Genomic DNA, 17,132 nt, shown 5'->3' with positions numbered 1-17,132 from the left:
ACGGCAGCCACCGCTGAACTGCCTGGACACCGGGTTAAGGACGCAATTGGAAGTCATGGCCCTCCCGCAGGCGGCACGCAGGTGCACCAGGGCCTCAAACTGCCTGGAGAGGCTCAACGCCGAGGTGAAGCGCACCTCGAAGCTCATCACTATATTCCCGAGCGAAGGCGATGACGTACAGTTTCTTTCGCACTTTTGAAAACCGGATAGCCGCATAGAGAAACATGGCCCCGTCTCGCTACGATTGGAAGCGACCAAGCAAACCACTCGAGACGAGGAAGCGGGACCATGTCACACCAGATAGTATCATTCGACGAGCCGAAGCTTCAGGACTACCTCGGGGAGCTCGTCAGAAAAACCGTGCAGGACTCACTGAACGCTCTGCTGGATGCGCAGGCAAACCAGATCGTCAACGCAGGCCGCTACGAGCGGCAGGCCTGCTGCTCCGACCACTACAGGCAAAACCTCACCACGACCTTAAGGGACGTGACGCTTAAGCATCTAGAAGCTTTAAGAGGTGCGACCTTCGCCTCGAAGGTCATCGAGCGCTACCACAGGCAGGAGAGCTTCCTCAGGCAAGCGATGATGGAGATGTAGCTGGCGGGCGTCTCCACCAAAAGGATACAGGAGGTCTCAGAGATCCTCTGGGGGCTTAAGCGTCTCGTCCACCACGCTCTTAAAGCTCATGCGCGAGGCCTTCGGCGAGTGGCGATGCCGTCCCCTCACGGGCAAGTACCCCTTTACGTCTAGCTGGACGGCACGTACATGAAGAGGAACTGGGTAGGGGCCTAGGAGGGCGTGGGTGTGCTTGTGACCATAGGCGTCCAGCGCCTGGGACTTTCCGTAAGGTCATCGGCTGTAAGGAGGGCTACGTGGAGTCAAAGAAGAGCTGGAAAGCCTTCCTGCTCAAGCTCAGGGAGCAAGGGCTTCGGGCGTGCGCATGGCACCGGCGACAAGTCCGCGGGTGTGCTCAGCACCATCCAGGAGGTCTTCCCACACGCGATGTAGCAGCGCTGCACGCTCCACTTCTACCGCAACGTGCTCGACAAGGTGGTAAGCAGCAGGAAGGAAGCAGCCGCCTCGCTCAAGGCGTCCAAGCTCGAGTCCGCTGCCGGGCTGATCGAGTCCGGCGTCGAAGAGACGCTGACCTGCGTGCTCTTCCCACCGGAGCACTTGGAGGAGGATCTGCACCAACAACGGCATAGAGCGGCTGAACCGGCAAATAAAGCGCAAGACACACGCCTCGGGGATGCTGGCGGTGGCGAGGTGCAAGTACGTGGCCGAGGGCAGCTGGGGCCCCAGGCGCTACCTCGACACCGACCTGCTGAACGGATGGGACGACAGGGAGGGTGCTCAAGAAGCAGCAGGGCTAGCTTCGACTACCGGGACGGGACCCCGGCTGGAGAAAGTGCCAAAGACTATTGACGGAACCGCGAGGGCTTACTCATCAGGCTCGTGGGGACCTATCTCATCGAGTAGAACGACAGATGGGCGGCAAAAAGCAAACAGTACTTGCCTGCTGGCGGTCGAGGAACTAAAGAGGAGGAAGGAGGCGCTCGCGGAGATAGCCTGCACGCAGCGGCAGATGAGGCTTGATTCGTGATGGCTTGCAGGCGGTAGTTGCTTATGAGCTAACTTACACACGATTTCGAACTTGAATCCTCCGGATCCCATGATGTTCTTGTGCTCCTCGACGCTAAGATAGCTGTAGTGGCCCATGCCTGCCTCCAAGATGATGTCTCCGCAAACACCAACTTAGGTCGTGCGTGAGTCGCTACCTCGTAACTAGTTGTTACACTTAGAGTGTGGATTCACCAGCTATGAAACCGGCAACAGACCATAAAGCCAGGAACCTGTGGAGTAGATGTCGGCTAAAGAGAAAGGCTTCGCTCGTAAAAGCGAGGCCTCCAACAGTTGATTTAGTTGCTAAATTCAGTTACTGCTGATCGGTGCTTTCAGCCTCAGAGGAACTGTTCTCCTCCTCTGAAACCTCAGTACCTTCCTCATTCTCTCTGAATGATGCCGGCACTTCGATCTCAGCATCAGGACCACCAACCATCGGGCACCAGGGCCCTTTCTCATCAGCGCTCAGAATCACCGGTCCATCCTCAGTCACGGCAACGACATTCTCAAAGTGAGCACAGGGCTTTTCATCGTCGGTCACTACTGTCCAACCGTTACTCAGCATGTGGACACGGGCAGACCCCAAGGTCAGCATCGGTTCAATCGCTAAGAGCATACCAGCCTGCAGGCATACGCCACGACCCGGTTTCCCATAGTTCAAGACATTAGGGTCTTCGTGCATATCGTGTCCGATACCGTGGCCGACATAGTCACGTACGACACCATAGCCGTTTTCCTTTGCTAAGCTCTGGATCGCATGGCCGATGTCACCAAGCGTATTGCCCGGCGACGCCTGTTGGATACCGGCGGCTAAGCAATCGCGAGCGCACTCACACAGCGCCTTTACTTCGTCGGAGACCTCACCGACCTGGAAGGTCCAGGCATTGTCGCCTGCCCACCCATCGGCGTCAGCGCCGGTGTCTATGGAGATGATGTCACCCTCATTGAGAATGACCTTCGGAGATGGGATACCATGCACCAACTGGTCGTTGACCGAGGTGCACAGGGTAGACGGAAATCCCTCGAAGCCTTTAAAGCCCGACTCCCCGCCGCGCTCTCTGATAAAACTTTCTGCGGCCTTATCGAGCTCGAGGGTGGAAATGCCCGGTTTGATCATGGTACCAACCATACGCAGGACCTCTTTTGAGAGCTTCCCTGCGCTCTGTCGGTACGTCTTGATGTCTTCGGGGGATTTCAACGTAATCATAAGTTCAGCAGATCCTTAATGTCTTGGTAGACCTTGTCCTGCGACTGCTCACCGTTCACGGTCTTCAGAATTCTGTGGCCTTTGTAGTGCTCAACCAGAGGTGCAGTCTGTGACTGGTACACAGCGAGGCGGTGCTGAATGGTCTCAGGCTTATCGTCGTCGCGCTGATACATCTCGCCACTACACCGCGGACATACCTCCATATCCGCGCCACCGGTGTAGCCGCACTTCTTGCAGGTGCGGCGGGAGCTCAAGCGCTTGACGATGACGTCGGGGTGCACATCGATCAGAATCGCGGCATCAAGCTTGATGCCCATAGTGTTCAGCTCGGAGTCGAGTGTCACTGCCTGCGCAGTGTTGCGCGGGAACCCGTCGAGGATGAAGCCCCTCTGGGCATCCTCCTCCTGCAAACGCTCCTTCACCAGGTCGACGACCAGGCTGTCAGGGACGAGCTGTCCCTTGTCCATATAGCTTTTGGCCTGCTTGCCCAAAGGGGTACCTGCCTTCACGGCAGCACGGAGAAGATCGCCCGTTGAGATATGAGCGACACCGAACTCAGCAACCAGGCGTTGAGCCTGTGTACCCTTGCCGGCCCCAGGACCACCGAGCAGAACGATTTTCATAGTGACTCCTCACCTTCGCTAGAAAAGGACTACTTGAAGAACCCCTCATAGTTGTGCATCTTGAGTTGACCCTCAAGAGCGGACATCGTATCGAGCCCGACGCCCACCATAATCAGGATAGACGTACCGCCAAAGGCTTGGATCAATGAATTGGATGTAAAGGCGAAAATAATCGACGGAACGACAGCGATCACTGCCATGAACAGCGCACCCGGCAGGGTGATGTGGTCGATAACGTTTTTGATGTAGGCCGCCGTCGGCTTGCCCGGACGCACGCCCGGAATGAAGCCACCCTGTTTGCGGAGCATATCCGCAGTCTCATCAGGATTGAAGATCATCGCCGTGTAGAAGTAGGCGAAGAAGACGATCAGCGCGACCGACAGAACCCAGTTCAGCCAGCCGGAGGAAACAGCGTTCGCAAACGCAGTCATCCAACCCACGCTCGGGAAGAAGACGGCGATCTGCGCCGGGAGATACAGGATCGCGGAAGCGAAGATGATCGGCACAACACCGGCAGTGTTGACCTTGATCGGCAGATAGGTTGCCTGACCACCCATCATACGGCGACCGACGACGCACTTCGCGTACTGGATCGTGATGCGCCGCTGACCACGCTCGATGTAGACGATGAACGGGATGACTACGATGATGATCGCTAACGTAATGATCGTCATCAACCAACCGTTCTCAGAGTTTCGCACCGACGAGATCAGCGCAGCGGGGAAGCCGGCCATGATGTTCACGAAGATGATCAGCGACATACCGTTACCGATACCGCGCTGGGTGATGACCTCGCCGAGCCACATGATGATCATGGCACCGACGACCATCGTCGCGACGACGATAGTGTTCTCCAGCCAGACCGGGATGCCCATCCCCTCAAAGGTGATACCGTAGAGCGGGCTGGTGAAGAGGAAGAGATAGCCGATGCCGGAAAGAATTGCCAGGGCGACGGTCAGATAGCGCGTGTACTGCGTGAGTCTGCGCTGACCGGCCTCGCCTTCTTCAGCCATTGCGGAGAGGGACGGGACAACTGCCTGCAGCATCTGGATGATGATTTGTGCCGTGATGTACGGCATGATGCCCAAACTGAAGACGGACACACGGGAAAGTGCGCCGCCTGAGAACAAGTTCAGGACAGCGAGTGCTCCGGAACCTGAAGCCGCCGCAGCATAAGCGGAGAGCATCCCCTGGAAGGGGATGCCCGGCACAGGGATATACGCTCCCACACGATACAGCACCAGGATGCCGATCGTGATCAGAAGCTTGTTGCGCAACTCCGATACCCGGAACGCGTTGACAATTCCCTTTAGCACACTGCTTCTACCTTTCCACCGGCTGCCTCAATCTTGGATTGGGCGGACTGAGAAACGGCATCAACTTTCACGGTGAGCTTCTTGGTCAGATCGCCATCGCCCAGGACCTTAACCGGGATGAAGTCCTTCTTGATAACGCCCTTTGTGACGAGGGACTCAGGATCAACGGTGTCCCCGTCGTTGAACAGGGCGTCGAGACGCGACACATTGACCGGGACATACGCAACACGATTGTGGTCCTTGAAACCCGGGAGCTTCGGAAGGCGCATGGCAAGCTGCGTCTGGCCGCCCTCAAAACCGGCGCCTTTGCCGCCACCGGAACGAGAGAGCTGGCCCTTGGTGCCACGACCTGCGGTCGTACCATGGCCGGAACCATTTCCGCGGCCAATACGCTTGCGAGCCTTCTTGGAGCCCTTCGCGGGATAAAGATCATGTAATTGCATTTGGCGACTCCTAGTTCTCTTCTGCCTCAACAAGGTGCTTGACCTTGAAGATCATCCCACGAACGCTTGGATTGTCAGGCAGTATGGAAACGTCATTGATCTTACGCAGGCCCAGAGCGTGGCAGGTACCCGTCATGTCCTTGCGCCTCGATGCGACTGCGCTGTGTACCAGCTTGACCTTGAGTGTTTCTGCTTCAGCCATCCTTAGTTCTCCTTTCCGGCGAACATCTCAGAGACGGTGATGCCACGGCGCTCAGCGGTCTGCTCAGGAAGCTCCAGCTGCTGCAGGGCTACGGCTGCCGCCTTAGCCATGTTAAGCGGGTTAGTGGTGCCCAGGGACTTGGACAAGACATTCGTCACACCGGCGAGCTCGAAGATCGGACGAATAGGTCCGCCGGCGATAACGCCGGTACCTTCGATAGCCGGTTTAATCAATACGTCGCCTGCACCAAAGTGACCCTCAACCTCGTGGGGTACCGTTCCTTCGTCGGTGACGGCGACTTTGAACATTTGCTTTTTGGCATCTTCGACAGCCTTGGCGATGGCCTGCGGGACCTCAGCAGATTTGCCGAGACCAAGGCCGATCTTACCTTTGCCGTCCCCTACTGCGACAAGTGCGAGCAGGGACATACGGCGTCCGCCTTTGACTGTCTTTGACACACGGTGAATAAACAGGACGCGCTCCTGAAGATCGGAGTCCTCCTGACGTCTACGATCACGTGGCATTCGATTCCTCCTAGAACTTCAGTCCCACTTTGCGGGCACCCTCAGCGAGAGCTTTGACGCGGCCATGATAGATGTGGCCACCGCGGTCAAACGTGACCTCGGTAACGCCCTTCTCCACGGCGCGCTTCCCGATCAGATTGCCGACCATATCAGCAGCCTCTCTGTTGGAGCCGATCTTGCCGGACTTTTTGAACTCAGGGTCAAGAGTTGAAGCGCTGCAGATAGTCTTTGAATCTGCGTCGTCGATGACCTGAGCGTAGATGTTAGCATTGCTGCGATGGACGCTCAGACGAGGGCGCTGCGCAGTTCCGAAGATCTTGGCACGGACACGGCGCTCACGGCGCTTGAGTCCCGCTCTTTTCTTCTGGCTCTTATCCATTGATACTCCTTCTTCATGCCATCACCTGACAGGGTAATGGTCTTTTTGGCTCACTACTTAGCTGCCTTACCGAGCTTTCTGCGGATGTGCTCACCCTCATAGTGGATGCCCTTGCCCTTGTATGGCTCAGGCGGACGGGTCATGCGGACCTCAGCGGCGACCTGGCCGACCTGCTCTTTAGAGATGCCCTTGACCGTGATGTGGGTGTTGTCAGGGACCTCAAAGGTGATGTTCTCAGGAGCTTCATAGTCGACGGGGTGAGAGAAGCCGACGGTGAGCTCAAGGGTCTTGCCTTTGAGCTGCGCACGGTAGCCGACGCCCGTGAGCTCGAGCTTCTTCTCATAGCCCTGAGACACGCCCACCACCATGTTGTTGATGAGGGCACGGACGAGGCCTTGCATCACGTTGGACTCAGGGTCCTCCTTGTCGTTTCTGGTGACAGTGACAACATTGTCTTTCTGATCGATGGCCACTAAATCTGAAAATGTACGCTCAAGCTGACCCTTGGGTCCCTTGACCTGTACATCAGAGCCGTTAATCGTCACGGTGACACCGGATGGAACCGTGACAGGCTGCTTACCAATACGGGACATACGCCGTCTCCCTTCTTTCCTGTCGCGTTCTACCAGATGTAGCAGATGACCTCGCCGCCCACGCCTGCTTTACGGGCGTCACGGTCGCACATCATGCCCTTGGAGGTGGAGATCACAGCAGTGCCCAATCCACCCAGGACACGGGGAAGGTCTTTGACTGAACTATAGATACGAAGGCCCGGCTTAGAGATGCGCTTGATGCCGCGGAGAATGCGGGCCCTGCGCTTGCCATATTTCAAGGTGATAGTGAGGGTCTTCTGAGGCTTGGTGTCCTCTACTGTATAGCCCTCCACATAGCCCTCTTCAGTGATAACGCGTGCGATCTCAGCCAATACCTTGGTTGAAGGCATGCTGACGGTCGGTTTACCGGCAGCATTCGCATTGCGGATACGCGTCAGCATATCTGAAACGGGATCGGTAATCTTCATTGATGTTTCTCCTTTGTTCGAGATGAAGCTGCGCGATTGGTTCATGCCCACCCGTGGCAGGCGTGCCTAACCGCGAGAGCCCTGGTGTCACCAAGAGGCCTTGGTGACACCAGGAAGCTCGCCTTTGTTCGCGAGTTCACGGAAGCACTCACGGCACAGGCCGAACTTGCGGTACACAGAGCGTGGACGGCCACATCTCTGGCAGCGGTACTGCTTGCGCGTAGAAAACTTCGGTGTTCTCTGAGCTTTGACGATCATCGATGTCTTAGCCACAAATCCTCCTAACCAAAAACACTCACGTACTCACATGAATGTTGAAACCGAATGTACGGACTGAAACCGTCCTTTTGAGTCCCCTACTCCTCTCTGAACGGGAAGTGGAACTCATCGAGCAGGGCCTTGCCCTCCTCGTTAGTCTGTGCAGTCGTCACGATCGTGATATCCATACCACGGGTGTGATCAACCTTATCGAAATCAACCTCAGGAAAGATCAGCTGCTCGGTGACGCCCATGGAGAAGTTGCCACGACCGTCGAAGCTCTTCAGGGAGATACCGCGGAAGTCACGGATGCGGGGGATAGCCATGGAGATCAGACGATCCAGGAACTCCCACATACGGTCGCCGCGCAGGGTCACCTTAGCGCCGATTGCCTGTCCCTGACGAAGGTGGAAGGTAGCGATTGACTTGCGGGCGTGGGTGATCATCGGCTGCTGGCCGGTGATAGCGCGCAGGTCGGCGATTGCGCCATCGATCGCCTTTGAGTCGGTCGCTGCCTCGCCGACGCCCATGTTAACGACGATCTTCTCGAATTTCGGGATCATCATCGGGTTGGGGTAGTTGAACTTCTTCTGAAGATCATCGCGCACGGTGGCGTAATACTTCTCCTTCAGGCGAGGAACATATTTCTCTTCTGCCATCTAGGCTCCTATCTTGGGGTTTTAAGCGTGGGATTTCTAACCTCACGCCTCCTGGCCGGGTGCCAGGAGCCAGCTATGCCTATGCACCGGGAGCATACCAGCACAGAGACACAGACTACTATCATACGGTTTTGCTGCGTGAATTGCTAGTGGCAACTCATCTAAAGAAAGAATTCACCATCTTGTCGCAATGTTTGGCCAAAATCTGCGAACAGGGTATGCCAGTCAAGACACAAAAAACGCACAGCGAATGCCCTTCGCACTGCTGCGCGTTTTCCCACTTTAAGCTATTGCAAGCTAGTCGTCCAACACCACGACGTGCTTACCGATGAATTTCCCGGATTCGAGGTTCCCCTGCGCTTTGCCTACCTCGGAGAGGCCATGGTAAACCTGCGCGATCGGGATTTTGATATCCCCTGCTGCCGCTTTACCCAACACAAAGTTGAAGAAGCTGGCGGGAAGATCATTCGCAGCCCCGTCATAGCTCGTGAGGTAACACCCCTTAGGGATGCTGAAGGGAGAGAAGTCCGGTACCGTCCACTGACCACCCAACGCTCCGGTAAAGCAGGCGTAGCCACCCTGCCGCATGAAGCCCAGATCCTGGAAGAGCGTCGAGCATCCGACCAGCTCAAGTACTTTGTCAACGCCACACGGCACTATCGCCGCCATCTTTTCCGGCAGCTCATCGTCGTCGAGCACCGCACATTCTGCGCCATAGTCCTTGAGCGGTGCCAGCTTCTGCTCCTGCCGCGTTGTCGCAATGACCCGGGCATCGAGCAGTCTGCCGACGATAATCCCCATGAGGCCGACGGTTGAGGAGCCACCGCGAATAAACAGGATGTCGCCTGCCTGTACGGCAAGCCCCTCTGTAAGTGACCCGTAAGCGGTCTGGAGCATTTCCGGAAGGGATCCAATCAGATCCCAGGGGGCATCGACGTTGACCGGAATCACGCTGTCCTCTCTGACCAACGTGTACTCCGCATAGGAGCCGTCGATCCCGCGTCCCAGGCCGCCCATCATTGTGACCACCTTTTGCCCGACGTGAAAGGGGCTGTCTTCACCTACCTCAGCAACTTCGCCTGCGCCTTCGATACCGAGGACGCGGGGATAGCTGAAGTCCGACGAGGATCCCCCTTTACGGCTCGTGATCTCCGACTCGTTCACGCCAAAGGCTTTGACCTTGATCAGGACATAGCCTGGTTTGATCGTCGGCTTCTCAACGGTAGTAGGTACAAGCTCCTTGGTTGAGCAGGGCCCCGTTAGTCTGATCGCTTGCATTGTTGCCATGATCGAACACCCCTTTGTATCAGAGAGAATGTCATCCCCATTAAACATCATCCAGGAATGTGAAGAAGCACCACATCGGTCTTCGGGCATACGTCGTAGTCTGCCGCCCGCCAGCAATCACTGGTACCCATTTGATAGTAAAAAGGAGCGGCTCCCCGAGAGAAACCCTCCTATCTGGTGCAGAGAACGTTGATATGCCACGTAAGGCTCACTCACGGGTCACCTCGTTGCGCAACGGTTTGCCCGATATATAGGACTTGAGATTCCTCTGTGCGATGGAAACCACGCGCTCACGCGTCTGCGGCAGGTGCCAGTATCCCGCGATGTGCGGCGTGATCAGCAGGTGCGGCGCCTCCCAGAGCGGATCTTCCTTGGGCAGCGGCTCCTCTGGTGTGACATCGAGCGCAGCTCCGGCAAGATCCCCACTCGTCAATGCGTCGATCAGATCCTGCTCTACAATCAGATCGCCCCTGCCAGCATTCACGATATAGGCCCTCTTGGGCAGCGCATCGATGAACTCCTTGTTGACTAGCCCCTGGGTCTCAGGGGTGGATGGCAGGAAGCTCGCGACGCAGTCGATCTCAGGCAGGACGTGTAGGAGGTGCTCCTTGGTGATCGTGAGGTCGAAGGCCTTCGTATATTCATCAAAGAGCTCCTGTGGCTTGTGTTGACGATAGGCGATACAGTGGGCGCCCAGCCCGTGGGCCATCTTTGCAAAGTGCAGGCCGATATCCCCGGCTCCCATCACGAGCACCTGTGCATCGGCGAGTGTCGTCACGGGTCCGAGATCTTCCCAGGCATGGTCCTCCTGCATCTTGCGGTACTCGGGAAGCTTCTTGATCAGTGACAAGAGCAGCGCCAATGCATGCTCGGCGACCGCCTGACCATAGGCGCCCACGCTCGTGGTGATGCGGGTACGATCCGGGAGCGCGCCCGGCTTCACATAGGCATCGGCGCCTGCGCTTCCTAGTTGGATCCACTGCAGCTTATCTGCATGGGTCAGGAGCCTCGACGCTACATTGCCGATTATAATGTCCGCAGTATCGATATCTGTCCCGTCTAACACCGCATCAGGCGTCTTGGAGAGCTGCTCAGGGTGCTCCACCTGAGCAGCAAAAGTGAAATGCGCCTGGGGTGCCATCGCCTGAAACCGCTGCGCTTCTTTTTCATTTACCGGAAGAACGACCAAGATATTGAGTGCCGTACGCTGTGCTCCTCTTCCCTTGCTTCATGACTCTCCCTACTCTATCAGCTTGCACCCGTACTCGGTAACAAAAAAGGCGCTCCGGCGCGCATTTGCACTCAGAGCGTCTTGAAAGCATCTCTGCAACGAACTTAGAACTGTGCTCCGCATCTCTTGCAGACACGGGCCTTCTTGCCATTGGCATCCACATCGTGGCCCACACGGGTCGGCTTGCCGCAGCTCGGACAGATGAGCTCAACGTTGGAAACGTCGATCTTTGCTTCGCGCGTCACAAAGCCGCCGTTCTGGCCCTGCTGATCGGGATGCTGTGCCTTCTTTGTGTTGGCGACGCCCTCGACGATGACCTTCCCCTCAGCAGGATAGGCATGCAGGACCTCCCCCTGCTTGCCGCGATCCTTGCCGGAAAGGACGACGACGGTATCGCCTTTCTTGATGTTCATCTTTGCCATGACTTCGTCTCCTTACAGCGTCTCGGGTGCGAGCGAGACGATCTTCATGTACTTGCGGTCACGAAGCTCACGCGCAACCGGCCCGAAGATACGGGTGCCCACCGGGGTGCCATCATTTTGGACCAAGACGCATGCGTTCTGATCAAACTTGATATAGCTGCCGTCCTTGCGACGTGTCTCCTTGACAGTGCGGACGACAACGCAGGTGACGATATCACCCTTCTTTACATTGCCACCGGGCGTAGCATCCTGCACGGCGCAGCGAATGGTATCTCCGATTCCTGCGTAACGACGCTTGGAGCCGCCCATGACTTTGATGCATTTCACTCGACGAGCGCCGGAGTTGTCGGCGACGTTGAGGACAGTCTCCATCTGAATCATGAAAGTTCCTCCGAATTACACCTCACCAGAGGTGCGCCCTCATCTGTAGGACGCACCGGGTGATCTACCAAAACAATGCTTACTTAGCGCGCTCAACGATCTCTACTACGCGCCAACGCTTTGTCTTGCTCAGGGGACGAGTCTCCATGACGCGGACACGATCTCCCACGTGGCACTCGTTCTTTTCGTCGTGGCAGTGCAGTTTCTTATGAATCGTCATCATCTTGCCGTACTTAGGATGGCGCTTTCTGTATGCCATCTCAACAGCAACCGTCTTGTCGCCAGAGATAGCGCAGACGACGCCGGTACGGACCTTACGAGAGTTCCTTGTAACGGTCTCAGCCATTTGTATCTCCTACGATCTAATCTTTGTCTGCTGTCGTTTGTGCTGCGAGCTCACGGGCACGCTGCTCGGTGAGGACACGCGCGATATCGTGCTTAACCTGCTTCACACGTGCGGTGTTGTCCAGCTGGCTCGTCGCCATCTGGAAGCGGAGGTTAAAGAGCTCGGCACGAGCGTCGTGGAACTTTTGAGAGAGCTCCTCGTCTGAAAGTGCGCGGACTTCGCTTGGCTTCATGTCTTATTCCTCCCCACGTTTAACGATCTTGGTTTTGATCGGCAGTTTGTACTGTGCCAGATGCAGCGCCTCTTTGGCGGTCGCCTCATCGACGTCGCCGACCTCGAACATAATGCGGCCCGGCTTGACGACTGCGACCCACTCTTCGGGGTTACCTTTGCCGGAACCCATACGGGCCTCGGCCGGGTGCTTGGTGATCGGCTTGTCCGGGAAAATGGTGATCCAGATCTTGCCACCACGCTTCATGCAACGGGTGATTGCGACACGGGCAGCCTCGATCTGGCGGTTGGTGATCCAATGTCTCTCGAGAGCTTTGAGGCCCCACTCACCGTTATAAATCTTGGTGTTGCCTTTTGCCTGGCCCTTCATAGAGCCACGCTGAACCTTACGGTGTGCTACACGCTTTGGAGCTAGCATTATCTGCCCCTCCTCTCGTTATTCCGACGGCGAGGACGCGACGGGCCTTCGAGCGCCGGGTTCGGAACCGGTTGTCCCGGAAGCTTCTCGCCGAGATAGATCCAGACTTTCACGCCGCAGGAACCCATCTGAGTGTGTGCGGTAGCCTCACCGAAGTCGATCTTTGCGCGCATCGTGTGCAGAGGGACACGGCCCTCACGGTACCACTCACGGCGGCTCATCTCAGCGCCGTTGAGGCGGCCGGAACACTGGATACGGATGCCCAGGGCACCTGCCTTGCGGGCGGACTGCACTGCTCTTCTCATCGCGCGGCGGAAGGCGACACGGCCCTCAAGCTGCTCGGCGATGGACTGAGCGGTCAGGTTTGCGTCGAGCTCAGGGCGCTTCACCTCGACGACGTCGACGTTGATCTGGCCCTTCTTGACGCCGGCGACCTTCTCAAGGTCATTGCGGAGGGCATCGATCTCAGAGCCTTTCTTGCCGATGACAATGCCCGGACGTGCGGTGAAGATCTGGATGCGGATCTTGTCCCCGTAACGCTCGATCTCGACGCGGGAGAGGGCTGCGCGGGCGAGTCTCTTCTCGAGGAATCCTCTGATTGCTAAATCGTTACCAAGCTTGCTGGAGTAGTCCTTTCCAGCGTACCAACGGGAACGCCAATTCTCAGTAATACCTAAACGGAATCCTGTAGGCTGTACCTTTTGGCCCATCCCCTTACGCCTCCTTTCGCAAAGCGACAACGATCGTGATATGGCTCGTGCGTTTGTTGATACGTGATGCAGAGCCCTTTGCGCGCGGACGGATACGGCGCAGCGTCGGTCCCTCATCCACATAGGCCTTGGTAACTACGAGGTTGTTCGCACGAAGATTGTTGTTGTTCTCCGCATTGGCGACAGCTGAGCGCAGCACTTTCTCGACCGGGGTTGCAGCGGCAACGTTTGCGAATTGCAACAGCTCGAGTGCCTGGTTGACGGACTTATCGCGAATCTGGTCAACAACCAAACGGACTTTGCGGGGAGCCATACGCACGTATTTCGCGGTGGCGAAGGCTCCGTTTTCAATCTGCTTCATCTAGTCGTGACCTCCTACTCTGCAACTCTGTGACCACGGAACGTACGGGTCGGGGCGAACTCGCCCAGCTTGTGGCCGACCATGGACTCGGTGATGTAGACAGGGACATGCTGGCGGCCATTGTGGACCGCGATCGTGTGGCCGACCATCTCCGGGAAGATGGTGCTTGAACGTGACCAGGTCTTGATAACATCCTTCTTGCCTGACTCATTCATTGCGGTAACCCGCTCGAGGAGGCGCGTCTCCACAAACGGTCCCTTCTTGAGACTTCTGCTCATTTATTCACTCCTTCTCGACGGTTATTTCGTTCTACGACGACGGATGATCAAAGAATTCGAAGCCTTCTTAGGATCACGCGTCTTGTAGCCCTTGGTCGGCTTGCCCCACGGGGTCACAGACGGACGACCGGAAGTGTGGTTCTTGCCCTCGCCGCCACCGTGTGGGTGGTCGACTGGGTTCATGACCGTACCACGGACCGTCGGACGAACGCCTCTCCAGCGCTGACGGCCCGCTTTGCCGATCACGATGTTGGAGTGGTCAGCATTGCCGACCTCACCGATCGTGGCGCGGCAGGTGAGCAGCACGCGGCGCATCTCTGAAGAGGGCATGCGTAGGATCGCGTAGTTGCCCTCTTTGCCCATCAGCTGGATGGAGGTGCCGGCGGAGCGGGCGATTGCGGCGCCCTTGCCAGGCTTGAACTCCACCGCGTGGACCAAAGTACCGACGGGGATCTCAGACAACGGCAGCGCATTGCCCGGCTGAATATCGATATCGTGATCGCCGGAGATGACGGTGTCACCGACCTCGAGGCCACTGGGGGCCAAGATGTAGGACTTGGCGCCATCCGCATAGTGCAACAGGGCGATGCGAGCGGAGCGGTTCGGGTCATACTCGATTGCGGCGACCTTTGCCGGGACATCGTCCTTGCGGCGCTTGAAATCGATAACACGATACTGACGCTTGTGTCCGCCGCCCTGGTGACGGGTCGTAATACGGCCGAAGCTGTTGCGTCCGGCTTTCTTTGGCAGTGGCTCGAGAAGTGCCTTCTCGGGCTTTTTAACGGTAATGTCCTTGAAGTCATATACCGTCTGGAAGCGCTTGCCTGCGCTTGTTGGCTTTAAGTGCCTTACAGCCATAACTCTTGTTCCCTTCTGTTCCGTTGGCCAACACACTTAAGGGAATGAGGCTTCATGCCTCAAAGCATGCTGACACCGGATTACCACGGTACCGCGCGTATCTATACGGCACCAAACATTGAGCCCCCAAGTATATCTGAGGGCATCATTACCTACTCAGACGCTGAATCGTCGTCCTGCTTCTGCTGGTTGGAGAAAAGCTCGATCGTCTCTCCCTCTTTTAGGGTGACGATAGCCTTCTTCCAGGTGCGGGTCTGGCCGGGCTGATAGCGGACACGCTTGGTCTTCGGCTTGACCCACAGGGTGTTGACCTTCACCACATGGACATTGAAGAGCTTCTGGACCGCACCCTTGATCTCCTCTTTCGGGACCTTCGGAGCGACCTCGAAGGTATACTTCCCCTGTTCCATCTGGTCAAATGAACGCTCGGAGATCACCGGGCGGACGAGCACATTGTACTGAGAGTCCATCTTACGCGAGCACCTCCTCGAAATGCTTTGCGACATCCACAGGCATTACGAGAGCATCGTTGTCGATAAGATACTCCGCATTCGCCTCCGTCTGACCAATGACTACTACCTTGGGCAGATTGCGGAATGACAGATAGGTGTTTACGTCCTCGTCGTTTACGACGAGGGTGACACGCTTGTCAGCAAGACCGAGCTTTGCGAGGGTCTCTTTAGCCTGCCTGGTGGAAGGCTTGTCAAACTTGAACTCGTCGACGAGCACGAGCTCGGAGTCCTTCACCTTACCGGAGAGCACGCCGCGAAGTGCGAGCTTGACCTCTTTGCGGTTCACGCGACGCTCATGTGAGCGCGGGGTCGGCCCGAAGACTACGCCACCGCCGTTCATCTGCGGTGCGCGGATGGTGCCCTGACGGGCGCGGCCGGTGCCCTTCTGACGGAACGGCTTGACGCCGCCGCCAGAGACGGCTGAGCGGTTCTTGGTAGAATGGGTGCCCTGGCGGCGGGATGCTGCCTGGCACACCACAACGTGATGGATTACAGGGATATTCGGCTCAACGCTGAAGACTGCCTCTGCAAGATCTGCAGCATCAACCTTCTCTCCTGCCATATTCTTTATATCAATGCGGGACATCCTGTCCTCCTTATTAGCCTAAAGTGGCGTTTTGGCCTTAGGCCATACGGATAGAAACTAAAGCGTTCTTGCCGCCGGGGACAGCGCCCTTTATGAGCATCAGATTTTGCTCAGCGTCAACACGCACAAGCTTGAGATTTTTGACCGTGACGCGCTCATCGCCCATGTGGCCTGACATATGAAGGCCTAAGCGGACACGTGCGGGATACGCACACTGGCCGATGGAGCCCGGCTCACGCTGGTTGCGAGAACCGTGGGCCATAGGTCCGCGTGAGAAGTTCCAGCGCTTGACGGTACCCTGGAAACCCTTGCCCTTAGAAGTTCCGGTTACGTCGACAGCCTTCACATCGGCGAAGTCCTTGACGGTAACCTGATCGCCAGCGGTGTACTGGCTTGCGTCGTCTACGCGCACTTCGTGCAGATAGCGCATCGGTTTGACACCTGCCTTCTCAAAGTGGCCGGACATAGGCTTGTTGACCTTCTTGTCCTTGATGTCGCCAAAGCCGATCTGAACGGCTTCATAGCCGTCAGTGCCTTTAGTCTTCACCTGAGAGACGGTGCAGGGACCAGCGAGAACAACGGTGACCGGGACGAAGTTGTCATCCTCGTCGAAGATCTGCGTCATTCCCAGCTTACGGCCGAGAATCGTAGTGACCATACTCAATCCTTACCCTTCGGTAGTCATGGGACCCAAAAGACGTACACTAACGTCCTCCCCAGCGGACTACATCCTCTTCTCACGCTGCAGCGAGACTTGACACAGAGGTCCCCTAGCAGCAGCTTTTTTACTTTACACTCAATCTGTGAGTTTCACAATATATACGCATTTAAAGTGAGAAAATCAACAGATGCTAGGGCGCGTGTACCAGCACCAAAAAAGAGGATCTCCCAGCCTGTGGAAGATCCTCTCTCCTGCCTGGTTATATGGAACAGCCGTTAGAGCTTGATCTCAATCTCAACGCCCGCCGGCAGCTCAAGCCTCATCAGGGAATCGACGGTCGAGTTGGTCGGATCGAGGATATCGATCAGACGCTTGTGGGTGCGCATCTCAAACTGATCACGGGAATCCTTATCCTTGTGCGGTGAGCGGATGACGGTGTACAGAGAGCGCTCAGTGGGCAGGGGGATAGGGCCGGAAACCCGGGCGCCCGTCTTCTGTGCAGTGTCCACGATCAGCTTTGAGGACTGATCGACCACTTCGTGATCATAGCCCTTCAGGCGAATCCTAATCTTTTCGTTTGCCACGGTGGTACCTC

Annotated in this window: 30 protein-coding genes; 3 read left to right on the top strand and 27 right to left on the bottom strand. The window is 56.7% G+C overall.

Annotated elements, in window-relative coordinates; translation table 11 throughout:
* The first annotated feature begins 13 nt into the window (after window positions 1-13).
* Together J4859_RS02260 and J4859_RS02255 are read left to right on the top strand one after the other, a co-directional pair.
* Complete coding sequence (locus J4859_RS02260) at window positions 14-199, top strand: transposase (RefSeq protein WP_371812275.1); 186 nt, start codon at window positions 14-16, stop codon at window positions 197-199.
* 89 nt (window positions 200-288) lie between these two features.
* Window positions 289-597, top strand: coding sequence for a transposase (locus J4859_RS02255; protein WP_212332433.1), 309 nt, complete (start codon window positions 289-291; stop codon window positions 595-597).
* A gap of 315 nt (window positions 598-912) precedes the next feature.
* On the opposite strand, the gene J4859_RS02250 is transcribed toward J4859_RS02255, so the two are convergent.
* Window positions 913-1,233, bottom strand: coding sequence for a hypothetical protein (locus J4859_RS02250; protein ID WP_212332432.1), 321 nt, complete (start codon window positions 1,231-1,233; stop codon window positions 913-915).
* A 16-nt stretch (window positions 1,234-1,249) separates the two neighbouring features.
* Here J4859_RS02250 and J4859_RS02245 point away from each other — a divergent pair, with 16 nt between their 5' ends.
* Window positions 1,250-1,603 (top strand): hypothetical protein, encoded by a 354-nt coding sequence (locus J4859_RS02245; protein WP_212332430.1) that lies wholly within the window; start codon window positions 1,250-1,252, stop codon window positions 1,601-1,603.
* A gap of 333 nt (window positions 1,604-1,936) precedes the next feature.
* Here J4859_RS02245 and map read toward each other — a convergent pair whose 3' ends face one another.
* The 26 genes from map to rpsJ form a co-directional block, all read right to left on the bottom strand.
* Entirely contained in the window at window positions 1,937-2,830 is an 894-nt protein-coding gene (gene map, locus J4859_RS02240; RefSeq protein WP_212332428.1) for a type I methionyl aminopeptidase, read from the bottom strand.
* Window positions 2,827-3,453: an adenylate kinase gene (locus J4859_RS02235; protein ID WP_212332426.1), complete on the bottom strand. Its 627-nt coding sequence runs from the start codon at window positions 3,451-3,453 to the stop codon at window positions 2,827-2,829. The genes map and J4859_RS02235 overlap by 4 nt, the downstream gene beginning before the upstream one ends.
* A gap of 29 nt (window positions 3,454-3,482) precedes the next feature.
* The gene (gene secY, locus J4859_RS02230) at window positions 3,483-4,769 is read right to left on the bottom strand and encodes a preprotein translocase subunit SecY (RefSeq protein WP_212332424.1); all 1,287 of its coding nucleotides are present in this window, start codon (window positions 4,767-4,769) and stop codon (window positions 3,483-3,485) included.
* Window positions 4,763-5,212, bottom strand: coding sequence for a 50S ribosomal protein L15 (gene rplO / locus J4859_RS02225; protein WP_212332423.1), 450 nt, complete (start codon window positions 5,210-5,212; stop codon window positions 4,763-4,765). Before rplO ends, secY begins: the two co-directional genes overlap by 7 nt.
* Before the next feature lie 10 nt (window positions 5,213-5,222).
* The gene (gene rpmD / locus J4859_RS02220; RefSeq protein ID WP_212332421.1) at window positions 5,223-5,414 is read right to left on the bottom strand and encodes a 50S ribosomal protein L30; all 192 of its coding nucleotides are present in this window, start codon (window positions 5,412-5,414) and stop codon (window positions 5,223-5,225) included.
* Window positions 5,415-5,416: 2 nt separating this feature from the next.
* Window positions 5,417-5,938, bottom strand: a complete 522-nt coding sequence (rpsE, locus tag J4859_RS02215) for a 30S ribosomal protein S5 (protein WP_212332419.1) — start codon at window positions 5,936-5,938, stop codon at window positions 5,417-5,419.
* Window positions 5,939-5,948: 10 nt separating this feature from the next.
* Window positions 5,949-6,317: a 50S ribosomal protein L18 gene (gene rplR, locus J4859_RS02210; protein ID WP_212332417.1), complete on the bottom strand. Its 369-nt coding sequence runs from the start codon at window positions 6,315-6,317 to the stop codon at window positions 5,949-5,951.
* 53 nt (window positions 6,318-6,370) lie between these two features.
* Window positions 6,371-6,910, bottom strand: coding sequence for a 50S ribosomal protein L6 (rplF, locus tag J4859_RS02205; protein WP_212332415.1), 540 nt, complete (start codon window positions 6,908-6,910; stop codon window positions 6,371-6,373).
* 29 nt (window positions 6,911-6,939) lie between these two features.
* Window positions 6,940-7,338, bottom strand: a complete 399-nt coding sequence (gene rpsH / locus J4859_RS02200; RefSeq protein ID WP_212332413.1) for a 30S ribosomal protein S8 — start codon at window positions 7,336-7,338, stop codon at window positions 6,940-6,942.
* Between the two features lie 87 nt (window positions 7,339-7,425).
* A complete protein-coding gene (locus tag J4859_RS02195) occupies window positions 7,426-7,611 on the bottom strand; it encodes a type Z 30S ribosomal protein S14 (RefSeq protein ID WP_212332411.1) in 186 nt (61 codons plus the stop codon).
* An 83-nt stretch (window positions 7,612-7,694) separates the two neighbouring features.
* Window positions 7,695-8,255 (bottom strand): 50S ribosomal protein L5, encoded by a 561-nt coding sequence (gene rplE, locus J4859_RS02190; protein WP_212332410.1) that lies wholly within the window; start codon window positions 8,253-8,255, stop codon window positions 7,695-7,697.
* 297 nt (window positions 8,256-8,552) lie between these two features.
* Entirely contained in the window at window positions 8,553-9,542 is a 990-nt protein-coding gene (locus J4859_RS02185) for an alcohol dehydrogenase catalytic domain-containing protein (protein WP_212332409.1), read from the bottom strand.
* A gap of 208 nt (window positions 9,543-9,750) precedes the next feature.
* The gene (locus J4859_RS02180) at window positions 9,751-10,731 is read right to left on the bottom strand and encodes a D-2-hydroxyacid dehydrogenase (protein ID WP_212332408.1); all 981 of its coding nucleotides are present in this window, start codon (window positions 10,729-10,731) and stop codon (window positions 9,751-9,753) included.
* A gap of 146 nt (window positions 10,732-10,877) precedes the next feature.
* The gene (gene rplX / locus J4859_RS02175; protein ID WP_212332407.1) at window positions 10,878-11,195 is read right to left on the bottom strand and encodes a 50S ribosomal protein L24; all 318 of its coding nucleotides are present in this window, start codon (window positions 11,193-11,195) and stop codon (window positions 10,878-10,880) included.
* Window positions 11,196-11,207: 12 nt separating this feature from the next.
* The gene (rplN, locus tag J4859_RS02170; protein WP_212332406.1) at window positions 11,208-11,576 is read right to left on the bottom strand and encodes a 50S ribosomal protein L14; all 369 of its coding nucleotides are present in this window, start codon (window positions 11,574-11,576) and stop codon (window positions 11,208-11,210) included.
* Between the two features lie 79 nt (window positions 11,577-11,655).
* The gene (gene rpsQ, locus J4859_RS02165; protein WP_212332405.1) at window positions 11,656-11,922 is read right to left on the bottom strand and encodes a 30S ribosomal protein S17; all 267 of its coding nucleotides are present in this window, start codon (window positions 11,920-11,922) and stop codon (window positions 11,656-11,658) included.
* Between the two features lie 16 nt (window positions 11,923-11,938).
* Window positions 11,939-12,154 (bottom strand): 50S ribosomal protein L29, encoded by a 216-nt coding sequence (gene rpmC, locus J4859_RS02160; protein WP_212332404.1) that lies wholly within the window; start codon window positions 12,152-12,154, stop codon window positions 11,939-11,941.
* A gap of 3 nt (window positions 12,155-12,157) precedes the next feature.
* A complete protein-coding gene (gene rplP, locus J4859_RS02155) occupies window positions 12,158-12,571 on the bottom strand; it encodes a 50S ribosomal protein L16 (RefSeq protein ID WP_212332403.1) in 414 nt (137 codons plus the stop codon).
* Window positions 12,571-13,281: a 30S ribosomal protein S3 gene (rpsC, locus tag J4859_RS02150; protein WP_212332401.1), complete on the bottom strand. Its 711-nt coding sequence runs from the start codon at window positions 13,279-13,281 to the stop codon at window positions 12,571-12,573. Before rpsC ends, rplP begins: the two co-directional genes overlap by 1 nt.
* A 4-nt stretch (window positions 13,282-13,285) precedes the next feature.
* Window positions 13,286-13,642, bottom strand: coding sequence for a 50S ribosomal protein L22 (gene rplV, locus J4859_RS02145; RefSeq protein ID WP_212332399.1), 357 nt, complete (start codon window positions 13,640-13,642; stop codon window positions 13,286-13,288).
* Between the two features lie 14 nt (window positions 13,643-13,656).
* Window positions 13,657-13,920: a 30S ribosomal protein S19 gene (rpsS, locus tag J4859_RS02140; RefSeq protein ID WP_212332395.1), complete on the bottom strand. Its 264-nt coding sequence runs from the start codon at window positions 13,918-13,920 to the stop codon at window positions 13,657-13,659.
* Between the two features lie 21 nt (window positions 13,921-13,941).
* Window positions 13,942-14,778 (bottom strand): 50S ribosomal protein L2, encoded by an 837-nt coding sequence (gene rplB, locus J4859_RS02135; protein ID WP_212332393.1) that lies wholly within the window; start codon window positions 14,776-14,778, stop codon window positions 13,942-13,944.
* A 152-nt stretch (window positions 14,779-14,930) separates the two neighbouring features.
* Entirely contained in the window at window positions 14,931-15,248 is a 318-nt protein-coding gene (gene rplW, locus J4859_RS02130; RefSeq protein WP_212332391.1) for a 50S ribosomal protein L23, read from the bottom strand.
* A gap of 1 nt (window position 15,249) precedes the next feature.
* Window positions 15,250-15,876 carry a 50S ribosomal protein L4 gene (gene rplD, locus J4859_RS02125; protein WP_212332389.1) on the bottom strand — a complete coding sequence of 209 codons (627 nt, stop codon included), beginning with the start codon at window positions 15,874-15,876 and terminating at the stop codon, window positions 15,250-15,252.
* Between the two features lie 37 nt (window positions 15,877-15,913).
* Window positions 15,914-16,534: a 50S ribosomal protein L3 gene (gene rplC, locus J4859_RS02120; protein ID WP_212332387.1), complete on the bottom strand. Its 621-nt coding sequence runs from the start codon at window positions 16,532-16,534 to the stop codon at window positions 15,914-15,916.
* 278 nt (window positions 16,535-16,812) lie between these two features.
* Complete coding sequence (gene rpsJ, locus J4859_RS02115) at window positions 16,813-17,121, bottom strand: 30S ribosomal protein S10 (RefSeq protein WP_212332385.1); 309 nt, start codon at window positions 17,119-17,121, stop codon at window positions 16,813-16,815.
* Window positions 17,122-17,132: the final 11 nt, after the last annotated feature.

It is taken from the genome of Atopobium sp. oral taxon 416 (genome assembly GCF_018128285.1).
In the GTDB taxonomy this organism is placed as follows: domain Bacteria; phylum Actinomycetota; class Coriobacteriia; order Coriobacteriales; family Atopobiaceae; genus Olsenella_L.
The sequence above is the reverse complement of the archived record's forward strand: the minus strand, read 5'-3'. Positions and strand labels throughout refer to the sequence as shown.